Raw genomic sequence first — 21,776 nt, 5'->3', positions numbered from 1 at the left:
AGCTTATTTGATTTTTTGAATCAAAACGCCGTCCTCATAGAGCTCCTCGAGGATACGTTGACCGGCCTCGTCGTAATAGGTAATGCGACCGTCGCCTTTGCCTGAGCGGTAGTTGAGCTCACCGCCCAATTTTCCGTTCTTGTAGTATTCTCGGGTCAGACCGTCGGGCAGTCCTTCTTTATATTGGCCCTCGCTTTTCAGGTTTCCGTTCTCATAATATTCTTTGCGAACGCCGTGAAGTTGCCCCTTGATATAGTTTTCCTCGAGATAAAGCTTGCCGTCGGGAAAATACACCCGGGTCAGGCCGTCGGGAACGTTGTCGGCCCACCAGCTTTCGCTTTCGAGAACCCCTTCCTCGTCGTAGACCTTCATGGGTCCGTTTTGACGGTCGGCAATCCAGTAACTCTCAGCCCGAAACGCGCCTTGCTCGTCATATTCGAGCCGGGCGCCGTCCTGCATGCCGTCCTTCCAATGGCTGACCGAAGCCAGCTGTCCGTTTTGATAATACCAGCGGGTTTCGCCGTTTTGCTTGTTGTCCCGCCACAGACTTTCGGCCTTGAGAGAACCGTCGTCATAGTAGTCGTAACGGAGACCTTCCTGATTGTCGAGGACGAAATTGCTTTCAACTTCCTTGTTGCCGTTCAGATAAAACCAAGTCACGGGGCCGTCTTTCCTGCCGCCGCGCCAGTTCCCTTCCGAGCGTAATTTGCCGGTATCATAGTATTCGCGACGGATGCCGTCCTGCAATCCTTTCACAAAGTGACTTTCGGCCAGGATGCGCCCGTCTTCGGCATATTCTTTGAGCACGCCTTCAAGGGCGTCGCCGATCCAGTTTCCCTCCGCACGTAATTCTCCGGTCGGATAATATTCCTTCCGATTGCCGTGCTGCATTCCCATAAAGAAATTGCTTTCGACCTTGACTGTCCCCCCGGGATAATAGACCCGCAGAAGGCCGTGTTGTCGATTGTCTTTCCAGAAAGCTTCCGACATGAGCTTTCCTTCTTCGTCGTATTCCTGCCGGAGACCGTTTTGCATCCCGTTTTCAAATCTGCTTTTTGTCTTGAGGCAGCCGTTTTCATAGTATTCGAGATAAAGACCTTCGAGTTTGTTGTCACGCCATTCGGATATTTCCTTGATTCGCCCGTTTTCATAATATTCCTTGCGTCCGCCGTGTTTCAAGCCGTTCTTGAATTCCCCCTCCGTACGGAGCGTCCCGTTTTCATAATACCAAGTGGCGGGTCCGTTCAGTCTGCCGTTTTTCAGGGTGTAATCCCGCTGTATGGCGCCGTCGGGGTATTTAACAATCTTATGTCCGTTGTTCGCGTACCGGCTCAGGAGCGCAACAAAAAGAATGACAAGCGCCATTACGGAGATCATGACCTTTTTTCGGGTAATGAGAAATACGCTCATATGTCGCTCCCGCGGAATTTCTTTCTGCTCCAATTATATAATGAAACGGACATTTTTTCAATCTTTTTTGCGCGGATGTTGCAATCGGGGAAAAATTGTGTTATAGTATGGATTATAGCACATCGCGAGGCAAATCATGAAAAAGAAAAATTCCGTGGATATCCTGACAGGCCCGATCTGGCGTCAATTGCTGCTTTTTTTCTTCCCGATCATGCTGGGTACGCTGTTACAGCAAATTTACAACACGGCCGATACGATGATCGTAGGCAATTTCGTGGGGAAGGAAGCGCTAGCGGCAGTCGGGGGCAGCCCCTTCTACATGATGAATATTTTTATCAGTTTTTCCATCGGGCTCTCCTCGGGCTGCTCGGTAATTATCGCCCAGTACTTCGGCGCCCGCAAGCACAAGCCCCTTTCCCAGGCCATCCACACGTCTCTCGCCGTAAGCGCGATTTTGGGGCTTATCATTTCCGTATCGATGTTCTTCCTCGGAAAATCCATCCTGACGCTGATGCGGGTTCCCGACGACGCCTTCGCGTATTCGCTCAGATACCTGCGCATCGTGTCGTGGGGCTTTGTGTTCACGATGATCTATAACATGTGCACGGCCGTTTTCCGGGCAATCGGCGATTCCCGAACGCCGCTTTATTTCCTTGTGGTCTGCGCGATCCTCAATGTGGGGCTCAATGTTCTTTTTGTCGTCGGCCTGCGCCTCGACGTGGCGGGAGTAGCCATCGCCACGGTCATATCGCAGTTTGTGTGCGCCGTCCTTTCTCTGGGTACGCTGGTCTTGAGCCGGGATGTCTGGAAAGTCAGAATTACCGCAATCCGGATACATCCGCTGATGCTCCCGAAACTGCTTCGGATCGCAATTCCCAGAGCCCTGCAATCGACCTCTTTTTCTTTGGCCAATGTGATCCTCCAGTCGAGTTTCAATCTTCTGGGAACGCCGGCCGTGGCCGGCTGGGCCGTGGACCGCAAGATCGAGCAGGTCTTTCCGATGATCGTGGGCTCTTTCGGCGTCGCCGTTACCGTATTCACCGCGCAAAACTACGGCGCGAAGAAAATCGATCGCGTAAAAAAGGGCCTTCGCGTCTGCCTGCAAATCAATGTGGCGTTGACGACCTTGATTTCTCTCTTCACGTATTTTGTGGGACCGAAGCTCTGCCGCTACTTTACAAATGACGCCGAAGTTCTCGGGAACGCCGCGCTGATGATCCGCTTTCTGTCGCCTTTTTACCTGAGTTATATCTTCTATGAACTTATGGCGGGTTTTCTGTACGGGATCGGGATTTCCCTTGCGCCCATGCTGATGACGGGCTTCGGAATCGGCATATTCCGCTTGATCTGGGTCTGGCTCGTCATCGGAAATCGGCCCGATATCTACAAAATTATCGGCTGTTACCCCGCTTCCTGGGGCTTGACATCGCTGCTGTTCCTGTGTTATTATTGGACAAGCAAACGTAAAAAGGAGCGTATCGGCTGACATGATAAAAATGAAAGGGACCGCGGACATCCTCAACGGCCCCATCTGGAAACAAATTTTGATTTTCTTTTTCCCGATCCTGCTGGGGACGCTGTTTCAGCAGATCTACAACACGACCGATACGGTCATTGTGGGAAATTTTGTCGGGAAGGAAGCGCTGGCCGCCGTGGGCGGCAGTCCTTTTTACATTATCAATATCGTGATCGGTTTTTCCGTGGGCCTGTCTTCGGGCTTTTCGGTGATTATCGCGCAGTTTTTCGGATCCCGCAAACACAAGCATCTCTCCGACGCGATTCATACGTCCATGGCTTTCAGCATCGGCGTCGGAATATTCGTCAACATCGTTATGCTGTTGGTTTCGAGGCCACTTTTGCTGGCGCTCAAAGTTCCCGCCGGCGCCATGAAGTTTTCTCTGGACTATATGAATATCGTCTCCTTCGGTTTCGTCTTTACGATGGTCTACAATATGTGTACGGCTATTTTCCGGGCGATCGGCGACTCCCGGAGGCCGCTTTATTTTCTGATGTTCAGCTGCGCCGTCAATATTGTGCTCGACCTCGCCTTCGTGGTCATTTTGAAACTCGACGTCAGGGGCGTCGCCATCGCCACGGTGATTTCGCAATTTTTGAGCGCGCTTCTGGCGCTCCGAGCCCTTGTGCGGGCCGAGGGCGTCTGGCGGATCACGATAAAAAAAATCCGGATTCATCCGGTCATGCTGTACAAAATGGTGCGGGTAGGGATCCCGAGAGCGCTGCAATCGGTGCAGTTTTCCGTCGCCAATATGCTCGTGCAGTCGAGCTTCAATCTCCTGGGGATCACGGCCGTCGCCGGCTGGACCGTTGACGGCAAAGTGGAGCAGGTCTTCTGGATGATCCTCAATTGCTTCGGCGTATCGATTACGGTCTTTACGGCGCAAAACCTCGGCGCCAGAAAATATGAGCGCGTCCGGGAAGGGCTTCGCGTCACGCTTCGAATGTCGTTTTTTACGACGGCCGCGTGCAGCGTCATTATGCTTTTGATGGGTCCCTTCTTCTGCCGCTTTTTTACGAGCGACCCCGGCGTTTTGGCCTACGCGGTTTCCATCCTGCGGATCTGCGCGCCTTGCTATCTCTTTTATATCGCCGTGGAAATCATCGCGGGTTTTCTCTACGGCCTCGGGATATCCTTCGAGCCCATGCTGATCATGACAACGGGAATTTGCGTATTCCGCATCTTCTGGGTGATTTTCGTCATCAACGCCGCGCCCGAACCCACGCTTTATCGCGTGATTACCGTTTATCCTACCACATGGGCGCTGACGAGCCTGATGTTTATCCTCTATTATCGCTTCAGCAGGAAGCGAAAACATCTGATGGGGATGTAGGCTCAGATCTTGCTGATATCGAAAATATCGAGATTCAGCGCGTCGATTTTCTTGTCCTGCATTTTTAGAATGGCCTTGATCGTATCGAAGCAAGTCAGCACGTCGACCCCGTGCTCAATGGCCGAGCGGCGCATCTTGAAGCCGTCCCGCTGGGAATCGCCCGCCTTGGTGGGCGTATTGATAATGAGATCGATCTTCCGTTCCCGGATCAGGTCCGAAATATTGGGCGATACGTCGCCGATGCGGTTGACGGGCTGGGCGATAATGCCGTAGATATTGAGGTATTCCATGGTCCCTTCCGTCGCGTAGAGATTGGATCCGTGCCGGATCAGATCGGCTGCGATCGGGAGAAATTCTTCCTTATCGGTATCCCGCACGGTGACGAGGATGTTCTTGTTCATGATCTGGTAAATCCGGTGGGCCCCCAAAAGGCCTTTGAATATCGCCTCGTCCACATTGTGTCCGATCCCCAATACTTCACCGGTTGAGCGCATTTCAGGACCCAGGGAGACTTCGACGCTCGAGAGCTTTTCCGTCGAAAATACCGGTACTTTCACGGCCACGAGGTCGGGCTTCTTATATATGCCCGTGCCGTAGGGCAGGTCTTTGAGTTTTTCCCCGAGCGTAACCCGGGTCGCCAGCTCGATAATCGGCACGCCCGATACCTTGGAGATATAGGGGACCGTCCGGGACGATCTGGGATTGACCTCGATCACATAGAGCGTATTCTTGTAGGCGATAAACTGAATATTGATCATCCCGCGGACCTGCAAAGCCTCCGCGATTTTTTTCGTGATGGCCAAAATTTCGTCTTCTGTCCCCGCGTAGAGATTTTGCGGCGGATAGATCGTAATGGAGTCGCCGGAATGGATGCCCGCCCGCTCCAAATGCTCCATGACGCCAGGGATCAGAACGTCCTCCCCGTCGCATACAGCGTCGACTTCCAATTCAATACCGTTCAGGTATTTATCAATCAAGACGGGGTTTTCCGGATCTCTGTCGAAGGACGCGTCCAGATACTTGACGAGGTTTTTCTCATCATAGCAGATCTCCATGCCCTGTCCGCCCAGGACGTACGAAGGTCTCACCAAAACCGGATAGCCGACGCTTTCAGCGACGGCAACGCCGTCTTCAGCCTTCCAGACGCCTTTGCCCTGGGGCCGCGCGATATCGAGCCGCTCCATCATTTCATCGAAGCGCTCGCGGTCTTCGGCCTCGTCGATCTTGTCGGCGCTGGTCCCGATGATCTTGACGCCGCGTTTATCCAAATCCTTGGCGAGCTTGATGGCGGTCTGCCCTCCGAATTGCAGAATGACACCCTCGGGCCGTTCTTTGTCGAGAATGGACATGATGTCTTCGGTCACGAGAGGTTCGAAATAGAGCTTGTCGGCGGTGGAAAAGTCCGTCGACACCGTCTCGGGATTATTGTTGATGATAATACTCTCGATACCGAGCTTCTTCAAGACCTTGACCGCGTGCACTGTGCAATAGTCAAACTCGATGCCCTGACCGATCCGGATGGGACCCGAGCCGATCACGACGATCTTTCGCTTGTCGGAAACTTCCACCTCGTCGTAGTCGTCGTAAGTCGAGTAGTAATAGGATGAGGTCGCGGCGAACTCGCCCGCGCAGGTATCGACCATCTTGTAGACCGGCGAGATTCCGGCCTTGATCCGCTTTTCATAGATCACCTGCTCCGGCACATCGAGGCATTCGGCGATATAATGATCGGAAAATCCTTTTTTCTTCAATTGCTTCAGGTAATCGTCATCGAGGGTTTCCAGCTCGAGTTCCCGCAGGATTTCTTCCTGCTTGACGATCCATTCGAGTTTTTCCAGATAGAATTTATCGATACCTGTCATCTTTTGTATTTTTTCTTTGATATAGCCCCGTTTGAGCATTTCGGCGACAATAAAAATCCGAATGTCGTCGGGTTTCCGGACGGCGTCCTTGAGTTCCGTCATGGACATTTTGGATACGGCCGGGTGTTCGAGGCTGTAGCGCCCGATTTCCAGAGAGCGGATCCCTTTGAGGAACGCGGCCTCAAAATTGTTCCCGATGGCCATAATTTCACCGGTCGCCATCATTTTTGTGCCCAACTGCTTCTTGGCGAATTTGAACTTGTCAAAGGGCCATTTGGGGATCTTTACGACGATATAATCAATCGAGGGTTCAAAACAGGCGAAGGTTTTTTCCGTGACCTCGTTTTTGATCTCAAAGAGCCGGTATCCCAGCGAGAGCCTCGTCGCTACCCGGGCAATCGGATAGCCTGTCGCTTTTGACGCCAGGGCCGAAGAGCGGGAAACCCGCGGGTTGACCTCGATAATCGCGTATTCGAAAGATTTGGGGTTAAGCGCGAATTGAACGTTGCATCCGCCCACGACGCCGATTTCGTTGATGATCTTTATAGACGATGTCCGGAGCATCTGATATTCGCGGTCCGTGAGGGTCTGGGACGGCGCGACCACGATGGAATCCCCCGTGTGAATCCCGACCGGATCGATATTTTCCATGTTGCAGACCGTGATGCAGTTCCCGTCACAGTCGCGCATGACTTCGTATTCGATTTCCTTCCAACCGAGAATGGATTTTTCGATCAGCGCTTGGCCTACCCGGGACAGCGCGAGCCCTTTTTCCAAGATATCGGCAAGTTCCGTGGGGTTTGCGGCGAAGCCGCCGCCGGTGCCGCCCAGCGTATAGGCGGGGCGCACGACAACAGGATAGCCGATTTCCTCCGCTACCGCATAGCCGTCTTCAAGGTTGGTGACTATCTTGCTCTCCAGGACCGGTTCCCCGATCCGCGTCATGGCTTCCCGGAACAACTGCCGGTCTTCTCCTCGCTTGATGCCTTCGATGGGGGTGCCGATGACTTTGACGCCGTATTTTTCAAGGATCTTTTTTTCATAGAGTTCAACGGCCATGTTGAGCCCGGTCTGGCCGCCCATCCCCGGCAAAATCGAGTCGGGTCGCTCTTTGGCGATGACTTTTTCCACGAAATCGAGACTGATGGGCTCGATATAGATCCGGTCCGCAACGGTGGTGTCGGTCATGATCGTGGCGGGATTGGAGTTGATCAGGACGACCTCGATGCCTTCCTGCTTCAGGGTCTCGCAGGCCTGGGTGCCCGAATAGTCAAATTCCGCGGCCTGGCCGATGATGATGGGGCCCGATCCGATGACCAGGACCTTTTTGATGGTCTTATCCAGCATTTACGCGATCCCTCCCGCAAACAAATCCAGAAACGTGTCAAACAGGTATTCCGAGTCATGGGGACCCGGACAGCCCTCCGGATGGTATTGGACGCACCTGATCCTGAGGCTTTCACTCTTCAGCCCCTCGACGGAATTATCGTTCAAATTGATATGGGTGACTTCCATGGACTCGGGTACAAGATTGACCACATAGCCGTGATTTTGCGACGTGATATAGACCCTGTCCCGTTCCAGATCCCGTACGGGATGATTGCAGCCCCGATGGCCGTATTTGAGCTTCGTGGTATTGCCGCCCAGGGCCAAAGCCAGCAGCTGCTGGCCGAGACAAATGCCCGCGATGGGGATTTTTCCCGCCATTTTGGCGATCTGCTCAATGACGCTGGGCAGGTCCTGCGGATCACCCGGGCCGTTAGATAAAAAGAGACCGTCCAGTTTATGGCTAAAGATCTCTTCCGCCGTGGTGTCCCAGGGAAATACGGTTAGATCACAGTCTCTCTTTTGAAAATTGCGTATAATATTTGTCTTGATTCCAAAATCCATCATACCGACCTTGCAGCCGTTTCCGGGAATATGATAGCTTTCCTTGACGCTGACCCGGCTCACGACGTCGGTCATGGAATAGTTGTCAAAGCGGCTTTGAATCTCTTCCGCCGACAGTTCCTTGGAGGTGATGATGGTCTTCATGGCCCCCTGCTCGCGGATGATCTTCGTCAAATGGCGCGTGTCGATCCCTTTAAATCCCGTAATTTTGAATTGGCGCAAAAACCCGTCCAAGGTCATTTCGCAACGGAAATTGTTCGGGAGTTTGGCGTCTTCTTTGATGATGTAACCCTTGACTTTGGGGCCTCCCGACTCCATGTCGTCAAGGTTTATGCCGTAATTGCCGATCATGGGATATGTGGCCACCACGATCTGACCATAATAGGATGGATCGGTCAGCAACTCCTCATACCCGGTCATGCCGGTATTGAACACGAGCTCACCGATGGTATCTTCCTGACGGCCAAAGAGTTTTCCCTCAAAAACCATGCCGTTTTCCAGAATCAGTCTGCCTTTCATGACTCACGCTCCGTCCGTTTATCCACTGTCGGGTAGAAATATTATGATTCAAGCCTAAACTTCTTATATTATACAGAAATATTACAATTCGTCAACAAGAAAATTATTTTTATTGAAAAAACTTTTTTTGAATTTTACAGAGAAGAGCAACAATAAAGAATTATCGGTTAAAAATACTTGTTGTCGATAAATTCGCGGCGACAAACGCCCTCTTCGATGGCCTTCCGGGCTACGGCGTCGGCCACGGTGTCGGCCAGTCTCGGATCGAGAGGACCCGGGACCACGTAGTCCTCCCGGAGCTCGCTTTCGGAAACGAGGGACGCGATGCCGTAAGCGGCCGCCATTTTCATGGAATCCGTTATCTTGCGGGCCCGTGCGCTAAGCGCGCCTTTGAAGATCCCCGGAAAGACGAGAATATTGTTGATCTGATTGGGAAAATCGGAACGTCCGGTGCCCACAACCCGGGCGCCGGCTTCTTTGGCGTCTGCGGGCATGATCTCCGGCGTCGGGTTGGCCATGGCGAAGATCACGGGGTCCCGGTTCATTCTCCGGACCATGTCCCGCGTCAGGATATTGGCCGCCGAGACGCCGATAAAGATATCGGCCCCTTCGATGGCCGTACCGAGGTCCCCTTTGATGTCTCCGATATTGGTCACCTCGGCGAGAAAGGTCATGTTGAAATCATAATAGTCTTTGTCGCTCCGGCGCAAAATCCCCATTTTATCTACGGCCAGAATGTTATGAACGCCCATGGCGATCAGCATTTTGATAATGGAACTGCCGGCCGCGCCGGCCCCGCAGACCACGGCCTTGACGTCGGAAAATTTTTTCCCGACGAGCTTGAAGGCGTTAATCATGCCGGCAGTAGCCGCGATGGATGCCCCGTGCTGGTCGTCATGAAATACCGGGATATCGAGTTCCTTCTTGAGTCGGGTCTCGATCTCGATACAGCGCGGCGCGCCGATATCCTCGAGGTCGATGGCGCCGAAGGAGGGCGAGATATTTTTGATGGTCTGAATAATCTGCTCCGTGTCTTTGGTTCCTAGGGCAATGGGCATGGCGTCTATGCCCGCGAGCTTTTTAAACAGCATGCTCTTACCTTCAAGGACGGGAATCCCGGCCTCGGGCCCGATATCGCCGAGGCCCAGGACCGCCGAGCCGTCGGTAATGATGGCGAGCATATTCCCCTTGGCCGTATATTTGTAGGCGTTATTGACATTTTCAGCGATCTTCCTGCAGGGTTCTGCGACTCCGGGCGAATAATAAATCGAAAGGTCATCGATATTGTTGACCTCGACCTTGGGTTCCACGGAAAACTTTCCTTTGGCTTTTTCATGAGCTTCCAGAGAAATCGCGTACAGATCTTTCACTGTCATTGTCATCACTTCCCTCTAGGATTTAACGCTTGGCGTTATAAAAATTACATTTAGTATAACACTTTTCGCGGCTTTGTCAATGGAATTTTTTACGCCCTGCAAACGCCTTCGGCTTTGGCGACTTTTTCGACTTCGGCGGCCACAGCCTCGGCGACCCGTTTGTCAAAGGCCCCGGGGATCACATAGTCATCCCTTAGTTCGGAAGTCGGGATCAAAGCCGCAAGTCCTCTGGCCGCGGCAAGTTTCATGGATTCGGTGATTTTTTTCGCTCTGGCCCGGAGCGCCCCCTTAAAGAGTCCCGGGAAAACGAGAACGTTATTGATCTGGTTGGGATAATCGGAGCGGCCGGTCCCGATAATCCGAGCGCCCGCTTCTTTGGCCTCTGCGGGGTCGATTTCGGGCGTCGGGTTTGCCAGCGCGAAGATGATGGGATCGCGCTTCATGGTCCGGACCATATCCTTTGTCAGCACATTGGCCACGGATACGCCGATAAAGACGTCGGCGCCGACGATGGCCTCGGCCAGTTTCCCGTCAAGGTCTTCGGGATTAGTCATTTGGCAGATTTCCCGCTTGGAAAAATCATAGCGTTCGTAATTGCTCTTACGAATGATTCCTTTGCTGTCGAGGGCCAGGATATTCGTTACGCCGAGGGAAAGCATCATTTTTACGATGGAGCTCCCCGCCGCGCCCGCGCCGTTCACGACGACTTTTACGTCTTCAAATTTCTTCCCCAGCAGCTGAAAGGCGTTGATGAGTCCCGCCGCCACCACGACCGATGTCCCGTGTTGATCGTCATGAAATACCGGAATGTCCAGTTCTTCCTTGAGTCTTCGCTCGATTTCGATACACCTCGGAGCGGAGATATCCTCAAGATTGACGCCGCCAAAGGAAGGCGTGATCAGCTTGACGGTCCGAATGATTTCTTCGGGATCTTTGGATTTAATACAGATCGGAAAGGCGTCCACATCGCCGAATTCCTTGAAAAGGATACATTTTCCCTCCATGACCGGAAGGGCCGCCTCGGGGCCGATGTCTCCGAGGCCCAATACCGCCGTTCCGTCGGTAACCACGGCAACCATATTGCCCTTGGCCGTATAGCGGTAAATTTCGGCGGGATTTTTTTCTATCTCGAGGCAGGGCTGGGCCACGCCCGGCGAATAGGCCTTCGAGAGATCATGCAGGTTTTCGACCTTGATCTTCGATACCACGGAAATTTTTCCGTGTTTTTCTTTGTGCAATTCCAGTGATTCTTCATAAATACTTTTGCTCATGGTTCCTCCTAATGATTATATATACAGCGATTACGCCTTCTTTTGCAAAACACTTTTCCGTTAAATTATACCATATCTTCGGGATGAAAGACAGCGTCAAATTTTTCCCCGTCGAGAAAACCCAGGCGCAGGCAGGCCTCCCGCAGCGAGATATTTTCGGCGTAGGCGAGTTTGGCGGTCTGTGCCGCTTTATCATACCCGATCAAAGGATTAAGCGCCGTCACGGTCATCAGTGATTTGGCGAGATTTTCGGCCATCTTCGGCCGATTGGCCTTTATGCCCGCGACGCAGTTCTTCTCGAAGGAAACCATGGCGTCGGCCAATAGTCTCACGCTCTGGAGAAAATTGTGTACGCAGAGCGGCATGTAGACATTGAGTTCAAAATTCCCCTGGGACGCCGCGATCCCCACGGCCGTGTCATTGGCCATGACCTGGACCGCCACCATGGTCAGGGCCTCGCATTGGGTCGGATTGACTTTTCCCGGCATAATGGAGCTGCCCGGTTCGTTTTCGGGAAGCGTTATCTCGCCCAATCCGCAGCGGGGGCCCGAGGCCAGCCAGCGGATGTCGTTTGCGATCTTCATGAGATCGGCCGCGAGCCCCTTCAAGGCCCCGTGGGCGTAAACGAACTGATCTTTGGCCGTCAGCGCGTAAAATTTATTTTCCGCCGGCTTGAAGGGAAACCCGCTCAAGTCTGCGAGAATCCCCACGGCCGCTTCCGCGAAGCCCGGAGGGGCGTTCAGTCCCGTTCCCACGGCGGTCCCCCCGAGAGCCAGCTCACAGAGGCCCGTAAGGCTTCCTTCGATCATTCCGCGACTTTTCTGAAGCATGCAGCGCCAGCCGCTGATTTCCTGTGAAAAAGCCACCGGCACGGCGTCTTGCAAGTGGGTTCTGCCGGTCTTGACAATCCCCCGGTTTTCGTCTTCAAGACGCGCGAAGCTTGCGACCAGCGCGTCCAGCGCCGGAAACAATTTTTCCCGGATTGCGGTCACGGCGGCCAGATGCATGGCCGTCGGAAAGGAATCGTTGCTGCTCTGGGACATGTTGGCGTCGTCGTTGGGATGGAGCAGCTTTTCGCCCGCCAATTCGTTGCCGCGGTTGGCGATGACTTCGTTGACGTTCATGTTGCTCTGGGTGCCGGAGCCTGTCTGCCAGACCGAAAGCGGAAACTGATCGTCCAGTTTTCCCGCCAAGATTTCGTCGCAGACAGACGTGATCAGCCTGCATTTCACTCGGTCCAGTTTGCCCCTGTCGCGATTGGCCATTGCCACAGCCTTTTTCAAAAGCGCGAAGGCCCGGATCAGCTCCATGGGCATTTTTTCGCTCCCGATTTGGAAATTTTCAAAACTCCGCTGGGTTTGCGGCCCCCAGAGCACGTCTTCGGGCACCCGCACCTCGCCCATGGAATCTTTTTCTATACGGTATTTCATGCTTCCTCCTCCGTGATCAAATTTTTCCGCGTTCAATTTTCTTCTTCGCTTGACAAAAATCCCGCTTTCCTATATATTGTACATGTTGGCTGAATTTTTTTCAAGTGAGGCGTCATGAAAAACAATCGTTACAAATGGTTTGTCCTTGTTCTGCTGTCGGCGGTCAATATGACCACGGCCGCCGTCTATGTCTGGAGCATCTTCAACCTGCCCCTGGTTGCCGCCACGGGCTGGACGCTCCCCGAAGTCTCTCTCGCTTATTCCATACAGACCCTTGTGGTCTGGATCGGGAGCTTTATTTCCGGTAAATTCCAGACCCGGCGCACGACCCGGGCCTTTATGTGGGCAGGCGCTCTTACCTGGAGCTTCGGTTGGATCCTCGCGGGCTTTACGCGGAACAGGCTCTTGTTTTATTTCTTCTTTGGCGTTGTCGGCGGTCTCGGAAACGGCATTCTCTACAATGTCGTGATCGCTTCCATCGGACAATGGTTCGCGGACCGCAAGGGCATGGCCCTGGGGATCGTGACCGGCGTCGGGGGACTTGCCCAGATGATCGTCTCCCCCGTGGGGAACCGACTCATCGAGACCCGGAGCGTCTTTACGGCGTTTACCGATATCGGCGCGGGCTTCGCGGTCATGACGCTTGTGGCCGCCGTATTCTACCGCTGGCCCGACGCCGGCGAGGAAGCGCCGGGGGCTATAAGCGCCTCCGACAGCGCGCCCATGGACCTGACGAAATTTTTTCTTCTCTGGTTTATCTTCTTTGCCTGCGCCTGCTCTGGCCTCATCATGTCGGGACACGCTTCCAATATGGGCCAGTCCCTCGTGGGTCTCACCTCGGCCCAGGGCGCCATGCTCGTGATGCTCCTTTCGGTGGTGAGCTTTCTCGGGCGCATGATTATGGGCTTTCTCTCGGACCGGATCCGGACGCTCCGCCTTGTGGGCGTAACGCTCTGGGCCCTTTTGGCGAGCCAGATCAATCTGATCTTCTGCCGCGGTATCGGGCAGTTTCTGCTTTCCTTCTGCCTGATCTGCTTTTCCTTCGGCGCGGCCATGTGCCTTTTTCCGAAGATCGTTGCCGAGCAGTTCGGCAACGGGCGCGTGGGGCGCAATTGGTCGATCTTTTTCAGCGGGTATACGCTTTCGGCTATGATCGGACCCATCCTGACTTCGATTTTTGTCCACCGCATGGGCGCTTATCGCTACGCCTTCTATTTCGCGGCGGCGCTTTTAAGCCTGGCCCTTGTCTCCTACGGGCTTTTGCTGAAGCGAGAACACGCAGCCGCAAAAGTCCTGCCGGTAGAGTCCCGCGGCCTTTGAGAGCCGGATACTTTGGAGGTAGCGGTCTTTTTTCTTGAAGTCCGCGGGGAGCCATTGGACGCCCGCGGCTTCGGAAAGGGCAGCGCCGATTTTATTGATCTTCGCCGCGTTTTTGCGGGGGCTTATGCTGAGGACGGTTCCGAAGTAATCAAAGCCGTCGGCCTTTGCGCGCTTGACGGTCTCCCGGAGCCGGAGCTCATAACAAAGCCCGCAGCGGGCGCCGCCTTCGGGCTCGCTTTCCAGGCCTTTTACCCGTGGGAAAAAGTCCCGCTCCGGTTCATAGGGCCCGTCGAGGATTTCCGTTTGAGCGAATTTTTCCCGGATATAGCGAATAAGCTCCGCCTTCCGTTTTTCATATTCGGCGGACCCCGTAATATTGGGGTTGTAGAAAAAAAGCGTCAGCGCAAAATGCGGCGCCAGACACTCGAGCACGGCCGTGGCGCAAGGCGCGCAGCAGACATGCAACAACAAAGAAGGCTTTTTCTCAAAAGCCTTCGTTTTTTCTATACACGCTTCCATTAAGCGATTGTAGTCTATCGTCGTTTTTTGCATGAGGTCAGAATTGGAATTTGAAACCCGCGCCCATCATCATCAGCGTGTTGCTGTCGATAATCGGGGATTTCTCGACGTCTGAGGAGAATCTCTCCACCGACATAAAAGCCAGAAGCGTAAGTTTCTCGGTCAGGTAATATTCGGCAGCCAACTCCAGCTGGGCCGAATAGACCGTGTCGGGCGTATAGGTCCCGCCGATTTTGCCGCCCAACTCATTGGCGTCCACGCCCCAGTAATAGTCCGCGTAATCCTTGGAATACACGTTTCCCGCGATCGAGGGCACGAGATAGAAGCGGTCCGTGACCGTAAAGGGCTTCAACATCTTGACGTTGCCCTTGGCGCCCTGTTTGCTTCCGCTCACGGAAACAAGGGCCCGCGTATTGTAGAAATTCAGGTCGTAGCCCACGATAACGCCTGCCGACACCTGATAATTCCTGTCTTCGATGGTCTTGTATCCCGGATCCATATTTTTCCCCTTGACCTTCATGCCGTCCAGCGGGTTCACGAAGAGGGAAAAGGTAAAGGCGTCGAGATCAAAGAGATCCACGCCGATATTGAAATGATCGTCGATAAAGAAGTTGTCAAGCCTCGCGTTGACCAGCGGGACCGGCGCCACCATGGCGTTGCCCCGGTAAAAGTCATTGAGATTGGCGGCCCGGGCGCCTACCCCGACCGACAATTTGTTTTCCGCGTAACAAAATCCGTATAGCACAAAAAATAATACCGTAAGTAAATAAAAACCGCTTTTTCTTGTGTTCATTGGTTCCACCCCGTTCATTCTGTTCGATTCGCCATGTAATGGGCAGTTCCGCAGTCAATAACCCATGATTTCGCTGGTTATTGAAGCGCGCCTTTGCCCTGTTTCATATATTATAACACATCATCGGGCAAATTACAAGCAAAATTACCGCTTTTCCGCGAAAAAAACTATTGACTTTTGCGCCATAATTTGGTAATCTAAGGGGAGAGAATCTTTCTCGGGGTTGTTGTGTTCTATTCTAATTCGAAAGTGTGCAAAGATTTATATCAAATTCCGAATTAGAAATATTTCACTCAAAAATGATTTAAAAATTTTTTGAAGGAGATGGTTTTGCATGAAAAAGTTTTTATTGGTAAGCGTAGTATTGGCTGCTTTTTCACTGGCATTGCCGGCGGCCGAGGCATCGAGGGAAAGAATTAACGAATTGGAGGCGTCTCTGCAGGCTTTGCAGCAACAGGAACAGGCCATGCTGGAGGCAAGAAGGCAGGAGGCGGTATCCGCCCAGGAAAGACTTCGCGGTCAGAAATCCATTCTCGCGCAGATTCAGAAACGTGAAGCGCAGATTGAGAAATTCAAGGACTACAAGTTTTTCAAACCGGAATACAAACTCTTGAAGGATCGTTATACCAGTCTGAGAAAAGAACTGGAAGGGGAAATGAGAAAGCAGGACGTACTGATCAAGAATCTCACTACAAAATAAATCTTGTCATCATTTCCAACTGTTTAGGAGGCTAGCGTTATGCAAGTAAAGAAGTTATTGGTTTTGATTGGCGCACTTACCCTGTTGGCAGCTTGCGACGTCGGATCTGCCGGCAAGTCCACGGCGACAGCGGCGGCAACTCCCGCCAAACCCGTCGAGATTGCCCTGACCGAAGACGAACTCAAAATCGCCAACGGCAACAGCAACGCGGTGGCGCAAATTTTGGTCCGGAAGGCCATTTTGAGCGAAATGAAAGCGAATCCCTTTACGCCTGAGGAGATCAAGGTACTGGATTCCGCCAAGGAAAACCTCGAAATCGAGTTTTATCTGGACAAGGAAGCGCAAAAAACGATTAACGTATCGGGTCTTGACGTCGAAGTCCTGAAGGTCTACGAGAGCAACAAAGACAAGCTGGAGAATTCGGATCCCGAAGTCGTAATGCCCCAGTTGAAACAGGCGCTCATTCAGCAGAAAGTCGGCGCCGAAAAAGTCAATCTCATCAATGGGCTGATTGCCAAGTACAATCTCAACGATATCCTGAAAAAATATGTGCCCCAGGCAACCGAAGTACCTGCCTCTACGGGTACCGATGGCGCCGGAACAGCTGCGCCGGCAGCGGAAACATCCGCCGCCCCGCAGGAAAGCAACGCGGCTACGCCTCCTGCCACAACAGAGACAAAACCTGCGGAAACCACGGAAGAAAAAAAGAACTGATCAGCTGACAGAAAAGGCCGTCTTTAAAGGCGGTCTTTTTTTGCGCTTGACATTTTGACTTTTATGGGCTATATAAAGTAAGCGAAGGAAGAACATAAGCGCCCTACGCATTCCATAAGGCAACATCCAAATCCCTATTTTTTCAGGAGGTAAATGATGAAAAGAGTATTGACTTTATGTGCAGGCATCCTTTTGGTAAGCGCCCTGGCCTTTGCCAGCGGCAAAAAGAAGCTGGGTATCGTCATGCCCGCGGCGACCCACGGCTTCACAGGCGAAAGCATCAAGGCCGCCCAGAAAGGCGCCGAGACTTTTTCCAAGCAGATGAATTTCGACTATCAATTCCTGACCGCCAACGAATCCTCCGAGCAGAACAATCAGATCGACACGCTTCTGAACTCCAAAGTGGACGCTATCGTCCTGTGGCCTCTGAACGGAAACGAGCTGAGATCGGCAGCCATGAAGATCACCGAGGCGAAAATCCCCCTCGTGATCTATGACAGACTCATCGAAAACTTCAAACCCACGGTCGAGGTCATGGGCGACAACTTTACGATCGGCGAAAAAGCGGGGGCCTACTTCAGCGCCTATTTCGCGGAGGAATTGAAAAAAGGCAAAGTAAACCTGCTCGAATTCAAGGGGGACAATTCCACGGTGCCGCAACAGCGGACCGACGGTTTCCTCAAGACCGCCGACAAGAACCTCGTGTTCTTCCAGGCCTTCTCCACAGACTGGCAGCGGCAAAAGGCCCGGGAACAGATGGAATCCTTCCTGATCAACGGCAAGAAGGAAGACGTCGAGAGCATCCGCGGCATCTTCACCCATGACGACGAAGTGGTGCTGGGTCTCCTTGACGCCATCGCCGCCTACGACGGCAACAAAAAGATCAACATCAAGCTGATCAGCGGCGTTCAGGCCAATAAGGACTTCTTCGCGGCCCTCGAAGCCTACAAGGGAAAGATTGATCTCATGACTTATTCCTTCTCCCCGGTCATGGTCAGAGACGCAGTCAAGATCGGCGGCGAAATCCTCAACGGCAAAAAATATGACGGCCTCGTTCTGCTTCCGACGACAGAAGTTGACGCCAAAAATTACAAAGAATATATGAATTCCGAAGAATACAAATTGCGCTACGAAGATTAAATTTACGATACCCCTGCTGTAGAGACGCACTGCCGTGCGTCTCTACAAAAAATCAATTCATTTTTATAATAGGGGGACACAAATGTTGCTGCAAATGAAAAACATCACGAAGCGTTTCGGGCCCGTAGCGGCGGTCAAAAACGTCTCTCTTGACGTGGAGGCCGGCGAGATCCACGGCCTTTTGGGGGAAAACGGCGCCGGCAAGTCGACGTTGATGAACGTCCTCGCGGGGGTCTATCCCGCCGACGAGGGCGAAATTTGGTTTGACGGTGAAAAGCCCGAAAAGCTCAGCAATAAAAAAGCCCGTGAACACGGGATCCGCTTTATTCATCAGGAGCTGAACCTCGTCAACGATCTGACGGTCCGGGAAAATCTCTTTCTGGGCGAGGAGCTGACCAACGCCTTCGGTATCATCGACAGAAAGGAAATGACGCGGCGGACCCGTGAAGTCCTCTCTGAGCTCAAGCTCGATATTGACGCCGATATGGACGTTAAAGACCTGGAGACGTCCCGCAAACAGCTGCTGGAGATCGCAAAGGCCCTTCTTTTTGAAGCGAAGCTGATCATCATGGACGAACCCACGACGGCCCTCACCAACCGCGAGATCGATCTCCTCTTTTCGATCATGCGGACGCTCAGAGAGAAAAATATCGCGATGATCTATATTTCCCACAAGATGCCCGAGCTTTTCGCGATCTGCGACCGCTATACGGTCCTTAGGGACGGCGCTTTCATCGAGAGCGGGCGCTTCGCCGACATCGACGAAAGGCGGGCCACGGAGCTTCTTGTGGGGAAAAGCATCCACGACGAAGTCATCCGAAAGGAATCCGTACCCGAAGATATCCTGCTGGAGGTCAAGTCCATCTCGGCCGCCGGCAAATTTTCCGATGTCTCCTTCTCGGTCAGCCGCGGGGAAATCGTGGCCATAACGGGCCTTCACGGCGACGGCAGGGACCATCTGGCCGAAGCCCTCTACGGCGTTTGTCCCATCGATTCGGGCGAAGTTTTGCTCAAAGGCCGCCGGCTTTCCTACAAAAGCGTCAAAGACACGCTCCGTTCCGGCGTTTCCATGGTCCAGAGAAACCGCAAGGAACGCTCGATCATCAAGGATATGACGATATTGAACAACTTTTCGATCTCAAAATTCGTGGCCGACGCCAAGAGCTTCCTCGTCCATGACGAAACGGAACGCGAGGCTTTTCACAAACGTAAAGAGAGCATGTCCATAAAGGTCGAAAGCGAGGCCGATCCCATAACGTCCCTTTCCGGGGGCAATCAGCAGAAAGTCATTATCGCCCGCTGTCTGGAGCTCGCCTCCGACGTCATTATTCTCGATAACCCTACCCAAGGCGTCGACGTGGGCGCCAAGTTCGAAGTCTATAAAATCATCGCCCGACTGGCCCGGGAAGGCAAAGGCATCATTCTCTTCACCCAGGAATTCCCGGAAATCTACAAGGCGGCCGACCGCTGTATCGTCATGTACCGGGGCCGGATTGCGGCTTCCCTCGATCGTTCGGAATTCAGCGATATGGGGATAATGGGGTACGCCGCCGGGGCAAATCTGGAGGTGCGGCATGAATCCGTCTGAACGGGGTAAATTCAGTTTGAAAAAATTTTACAAGGAATATACCTTCGTGTTTTCCTTTCTGGTGCTGGTCGTCATCGCGACCTTCATCAACCATTCCTTTCTGTCCTGGGCAAATCTCTCGACGCTGGTATTGCAGGCATCCATCAAGGGAATCATCGCCCTCGGTATGGCTCTGGTCATCATCTCGGGACAGATCGATCTATCGGTTGGCTCCATGACGGCGCTTGTGGCGGGGACGGGGGTCGTAGTCCTCAACAAAAGCGCCAGCGCCTCATTGACGCTGTTGTTTTGTCTCGCCTTCGGGACGCTTCTTGGGGCCGTCAACGGCCTTTTGACCAATCGCGGGAAAATCGCCCCCTTTATCGTGACGCTTGCGACCATGAGCGCTTTTCGCTCGATCATCGTGCAACTGGGGCAAGGCGGTCCCTTCAATATCGATATGAGTATCGTCATGAGTTTCCGAATGATCGCGGCGGGGAAAATTTTGGGAATCCCCAATCTCGCCTTGATCTTTGTGGCCGTCACGGCCTTCATGGTCCTTTTTGTCAAATACAGCAAATTCGGCCGTTACGTCTATGCCGTGGGCTCCAACGAGACCGCGACTTTTCTGACCGGCGTCAACGTCGTCAATGTGAAGACCCTGTGCTTTGTGATAACGGGTTTCTTGACCGGCCTGTCGTCTTTTCTGCTGGCTTCCCGCCTCACGTCCATCACGGCCGCCAATGTGGGCTCGGCCTTTGAAATGGACGCCATCGCCGCCGTCGCCATAGGCGGTACATCCATGTCGGGCGGCCGCGGCAAGCTGATCGGCACATTTTTGGGGATCATCATGCTGCAAATGATCGAGGGGATTTTGATCGCGGCAAGAATTCCGCCTTTCCTGACGGGTCTTGTCAAAGGCGTGATCATTATTCTGGCCGTGATTTTCCAGCGCAAGAAAGATTAGCGAAAATAATATCAAGGGAGAAAGCGGTAGATCAGACGCAGCAGTCCGTAGTACAAAAAGGTCGCCAGGACCGCGTAAGCCTGGTGATAGAGGAGCACATAGGCGAGGATTTCCTTCGGGGTAAAGGAAGCCACGGGAGTCACCCGGGCCTCAAAAATAAAGCAGTTGGCCCAGAGCGCCGTCACGAGAAAAACGAGGGTGAGTAGGGGCAGTTTGAGAAAAGGGGGCAGTTTCCAGCCCGCGGCGAAAACCACGGGCACGGCCGCAAGCGTCAAAAGCGCGGCGTAGAAGACATCCACGCCGTAGGCCGTAAAAAAAGCCGAATGGTACGCTTTGTATTCAATCATCTCAAACCAGCATTGGGCCGCGTTGAGGCCGAAGGCCGGCACAGTCACGAGGATTGCCCGGATCAGGCCCGCAATCAGTTTTTTGTACATAGCGCTCACCGCTCCTCAAGTTGAAAAAACTCCCGTAAATAGCGCGCGACGCCGTCTTCCCGGTGGGACGCGGCGATATGCTCAAAGCGGCCGCATTGATGGAGCATGGAGCCTCCCATGGCTACCGGATGCCCCGCGGCCAGCAGCATGCCGAGATCGTTATCGGCGTCTCCGAAGGCCATGACTTCCGACATGGCGATCCCCAGGTTTTCGGCGATCAGGCGGATCCCATTTTCCTTGGTGGCCTTGCGGTCCACGACGTCGAGGCAGCGCGGATGGGAAATCGTGATGTCGAGTTCCCCGGCGAAGGCTTCCCGCGTTAGCTCCTCCTTGGCCTTCCGGATTTCGTGCTCCTCCCCTTTGGCGAGGAGTTTTGTCATGGCCGGAAATTCGGCCAGCTCGTCGATGGCCCGCAAATCAAAATACGCCTTTTCGAGGGAAACGATGGCCCCCCGGGCCCGGCTTTCGATATAGAGATTTTTGTCGTCAAAGCCGTTGTAGTTGACGCCCCGGGCGCTCAGGAATCTTGTGACGAGGCCCACGATCCGCGGGGACATGGGGGCGAGATAAATGGCCGCGCCGCTTTCGTCATAGATATTGGCGCCGTTGTTGCAGATCAAGTACATGGGGACGCCCAATTCCTCTTGAAATTTTATCGCCGAAACCCGGCTTCTGCCGGAAGCGATGGCGAAATGGATCCCGCGGCGCTTGAGGGCGGCGATGGTGGATTTTGTGGCGGGCGTGAGTTCCGACGCCTCGTTCAGCAAGGTGCCGTCGAGGTCGCTTGCGACAAGTTTGATCATGGGGCGCTCCCTATATCATCTCCGCGCATTACCTGCCACCATCCCAGGGCCTTGCGCGCGTTATGCCTCTCAAAAAGCTTTTCCACGGTCTTCTCATCTATCGGCAGATTATCATCCCGGGCCGGTACGCTTTCGGTCTCCCGGACATGAAAATCCTCATGATTCGCTTCGAGGATCAGCGTATTTCCCGTGAGGACACAGGGATGGGC

19 protein-coding genes are annotated in these 21,776 nt (G+C 53.3%); 8 read left to right on the top strand and 11 right to left on the bottom strand.

Annotated elements, in window-relative coordinates:
• Nucleotides 1-3: 3 nt before the first annotated feature.
• Nucleotides 4-1,410, bottom strand: coding sequence for a toxin-antitoxin system YwqK family antitoxin (locus LBQ97_00195; protein ID MDR1831143.1), 1,407 nt, complete (start codon nt 1,408-1,410; stop codon nt 4-6).
• 136 nt (nt 1,411-1,546) lie between these two features.
• Between LBQ97_00195 and LBQ97_00190 the strand changes: the two genes are divergently transcribed.
• Together LBQ97_00190 and LBQ97_00185 are read left to right on the top strand one after the other, a co-directional pair.
• The gene (locus LBQ97_00190; GenBank protein MDR1831142.1) at nt 1,547-2,896 is read left to right on the top strand and encodes an MATE family efflux transporter; all 1,350 of its coding nucleotides are present in this window, start codon (nt 1,547-1,549) and stop codon (nt 2,894-2,896) included.
• Between the two features lies 1 nt (nt 2,897).
• Complete coding sequence (locus tag LBQ97_00185) at nt 2,898-4,259, top strand: MATE family efflux transporter (protein MDR1831141.1); 1,362 nt, start codon at nt 2,898-2,900, stop codon at nt 4,257-4,259.
• A gap of 2 nt (nt 4,260-4,261) precedes the next feature.
• On the opposite strand, the gene carB is transcribed toward LBQ97_00185, so the two are convergent.
• The 5 genes from carB to fumC all read right to left on the bottom strand — a co-directional run bounded on the left by carB (nt 4,262) and on the right by fumC (nt 12,607).
• Complete coding sequence (gene carB / locus LBQ97_00180) at nt 4,262-7,468, bottom strand: carbamoyl-phosphate synthase large subunit (protein MDR1831140.1); 3,207 nt, start codon at nt 7,466-7,468, stop codon at nt 4,262-4,264.
• On the bottom strand, nt 7,469-8,530 hold the full coding sequence (locus tag LBQ97_00175; GenBank protein ID MDR1831139.1) for a carbamoyl phosphate synthase small subunit: 1,062 nt from the start codon (nt 8,528-8,530) through the stop codon (nt 7,469-7,471). It abuts the gene before it with no gap.
• Nucleotides 8,531-8,697: 167 nt separating this feature from the next.
• Complete coding sequence (locus tag LBQ97_00170; GenBank protein ID MDR1831138.1) at nt 8,698-9,900, bottom strand: NADP-dependent malic enzyme; 1,203 nt, start codon at nt 9,898-9,900, stop codon at nt 8,698-8,700.
• Nucleotides 9,901-9,995: 95 nt separating this feature from the next.
• Nucleotides 9,996-11,177 (bottom strand): NAD-dependent malic enzyme, encoded by a 1,182-nt coding sequence (locus LBQ97_00165; GenBank protein MDR1831137.1) that lies wholly within the window; start codon nt 11,175-11,177, stop codon nt 9,996-9,998.
• 65 nt (nt 11,178-11,242) lie between these two features.
• Nucleotides 11,243-12,607, bottom strand: coding sequence for a class II fumarate hydratase (gene fumC, locus LBQ97_00160; GenBank protein ID MDR1831136.1), 1,365 nt, complete (start codon nt 12,605-12,607; stop codon nt 11,243-11,245).
• Between the two features lie 114 nt (nt 12,608-12,721).
• On the opposite strand from fumC, the gene LBQ97_00155 reads away from it, so the two are divergent.
• Entirely contained in the window at nt 12,722-13,927 is a 1,206-nt protein-coding gene (locus tag LBQ97_00155) for an MFS transporter (GenBank protein ID MDR1831135.1), read from the top strand.
• On the opposite strand, the gene LBQ97_00150 is transcribed toward LBQ97_00155, so the two are convergent.
• Nucleotides 13,838-14,446, bottom strand: coding sequence for an epoxyqueuosine reductase QueH (locus LBQ97_00150; GenBank protein MDR1831134.1), 609 nt, complete (start codon nt 14,444-14,446; stop codon nt 13,838-13,840). The two genes, LBQ97_00155 and LBQ97_00150, sit on opposite strands and share 90 nt — an antisense overlap.
• 37 nt (nt 14,447-14,483) lie before the next feature.
• Nucleotides 14,484-15,191 carry a MipA/OmpV family protein gene (locus tag LBQ97_00145; GenBank protein ID MDR1831133.1) on the bottom strand — a complete coding sequence of 236 codons (708 nt, stop codon included), beginning with the start codon at nt 15,189-15,191 and terminating at the stop codon, nt 14,484-14,486.
• A 382-nt stretch (nt 15,192-15,573) separates the two neighbouring features.
• Here LBQ97_00145 and LBQ97_00140 point away from each other — a divergent pair, with 382 nt between their 5' ends.
• The 5 genes from LBQ97_00140 to LBQ97_00120 all read left to right on the top strand — a co-directional run bounded on the left by LBQ97_00140 (nt 15,574) and on the right by LBQ97_00120 (nt 20,327).
• Nucleotides 15,574-15,939 (top strand): adhesion protein FadA, encoded by a 366-nt coding sequence (locus tag LBQ97_00140; GenBank protein ID MDR1831132.1) that lies wholly within the window; start codon nt 15,574-15,576, stop codon nt 15,937-15,939.
• Between the two features lie 39 nt (nt 15,940-15,978).
• Nucleotides 15,979-16,653 (top strand): hypothetical protein, encoded by a 675-nt coding sequence (locus tag LBQ97_00135; protein MDR1831131.1) that lies wholly within the window; start codon nt 15,979-15,981, stop codon nt 16,651-16,653.
• A 156-nt stretch (nt 16,654-16,809) separates the two neighbouring features.
• The gene (locus LBQ97_00130) at nt 16,810-17,793 is read left to right on the top strand and encodes a substrate-binding domain-containing protein (protein MDR1831130.1); all 984 of its coding nucleotides are present in this window, start codon (nt 16,810-16,812) and stop codon (nt 17,791-17,793) included.
• Between the two features lie 82 nt (nt 17,794-17,875).
• On the top strand, nt 17,876-19,381 hold the full coding sequence (locus LBQ97_00125) for a sugar ABC transporter ATP-binding protein (GenBank protein MDR1831129.1): 1,506 nt from the start codon (nt 17,876-17,878) through the stop codon (nt 19,379-19,381).
• The gene (locus LBQ97_00120; protein MDR1831128.1) at nt 19,368-20,327 is read left to right on the top strand and encodes an ABC transporter permease; all 960 of its coding nucleotides are present in this window, start codon (nt 19,368-19,370) and stop codon (nt 20,325-20,327) included. The genes LBQ97_00125 and LBQ97_00120 overlap by 14 nt, the downstream gene beginning before the upstream one ends.
• An 11-nt stretch (nt 20,328-20,338) precedes the next feature.
• Here the strand turns inward: LBQ97_00120 and LBQ97_00115 are convergent, their stop codons facing one another.
• The 3 genes from LBQ97_00115 to LBQ97_00105 form a co-directional block, all read right to left on the bottom strand.
• Entirely contained in the window at nt 20,339-20,764 is a 426-nt protein-coding gene (locus LBQ97_00115) for a hypothetical protein (GenBank protein MDR1831127.1), read from the bottom strand.
• A gap of 5 nt (nt 20,765-20,769) precedes the next feature.
• Nucleotides 20,770-21,567, bottom strand: coding sequence for an HAD family hydrolase (locus tag LBQ97_00110; GenBank protein ID MDR1831126.1), 798 nt, complete (start codon nt 21,565-21,567; stop codon nt 20,770-20,772).
• Nucleotides 21,564-21,776, bottom strand: a 213-nt coding sequence (locus LBQ97_00105) for a hypothetical protein (GenBank protein MDR1831125.1), incomplete at its 5' end; no start/stop codon positions are given. The genes LBQ97_00110 and LBQ97_00105, both read right to left, overlap by 4 nt.

This window comes from Fusobacteriaceae bacterium (genome assembly GCA_031272775.1).
GTDB lineage: Bacteria > Fusobacteriota > Fusobacteriia > Fusobacteriales > Fusobacteriaceae > JAISST01.
The sequence above is the reverse complement of the archived record's forward strand: the minus strand, read 5'-3'. Positions and strand labels throughout refer to the sequence as shown.

Bases quoted from the DNA above. Each gene is read 5' to 3' on its own strand.
- LBQ97_00195 (MDR1831143.1), bottom strand. From the start codon at position 1,410: ATGAGCGTATTTCTCATTACCCGAAAAAAGGTCATGATCTCCGTAATG.
- LBQ97_00190 (MDR1831142.1), top strand. From the start codon at position 1,547: ATGAAAAAGAAAAATTCCGTGGATATCCTGACAGGCCCGATCTGGCGT.
- LBQ97_00185 (MDR1831141.1), top strand. From the start codon at position 2,898: ATGATAAAAATGAAAGGGACCGCGGACATCCTCAACGGCCCCATCTGG.
- carB (MDR1831140.1), bottom strand. From the start codon at position 7,468: ATGCTGGATAAGACCATCAAAAAGGTCCTGGTCATCGGATCGGGCCCC.
- LBQ97_00175 (MDR1831139.1), bottom strand. From the start codon at position 8,530: ATGAAAGGCAGACTGATTCTGGAAAACGGCATGGTTTTTGAGGGAAAA.
- LBQ97_00165 (MDR1831137.1), bottom strand. From the start codon at position 11,177: ATGAGCAAAAGTATTTATGAAGAATCACTGGAATTGCACAAAGAAAAA.
- fumC (MDR1831136.1), bottom strand. From the start codon at position 12,607: ATGAAATACCGTATAGAAAAAGATTCCATGGGCGAGGTGCGGGTGCCC.
- LBQ97_00155 (MDR1831135.1), top strand. From the start codon at position 12,722: ATGAAAAACAATCGTTACAAATGGTTTGTCCTTGTTCTGCTGTCGGCG.
- LBQ97_00150 (MDR1831134.1), bottom strand. From the start codon at position 14,446: ATGGAAGCGTGTATAGAAAAAACGAAGGCTTTTGAGAAAAAGCCTTCT.
- LBQ97_00140 (MDR1831132.1), top strand. From the start codon at position 15,574: ATGAAAAAGTTTTTATTGGTAAGCGTAGTATTGGCTGCTTTTTCACTG.
- LBQ97_00135 (MDR1831131.1), top strand. From the start codon at position 15,979: ATGCAAGTAAAGAAGTTATTGGTTTTGATTGGCGCACTTACCCTGTTG.
- LBQ97_00130 (MDR1831130.1), top strand. From the start codon at position 16,810: ATGAAAAGAGTATTGACTTTATGTGCAGGCATCCTTTTGGTAAGCGCC.
- LBQ97_00125 (MDR1831129.1), top strand. From the start codon at position 17,876: ATGTTGCTGCAAATGAAAAACATCACGAAGCGTTTCGGGCCCGTAGCG.
- LBQ97_00120 (MDR1831128.1), top strand. From the start codon at position 19,368: ATGAATCCGTCTGAACGGGGTAAATTCAGTTTGAAAAAATTTTACAAG.
- LBQ97_00115 (MDR1831127.1), bottom strand. From the start codon at position 20,764: ATGTACAAAAAACTGATTGCGGGCCTGATCCGGGCAATCCTCGTGACT.
- LBQ97_00110 (MDR1831126.1), bottom strand. From the start codon at position 21,567: ATGATCAAACTTGTCGCAAGCGACCTCGACGGCACCTTGCTGAACGAG.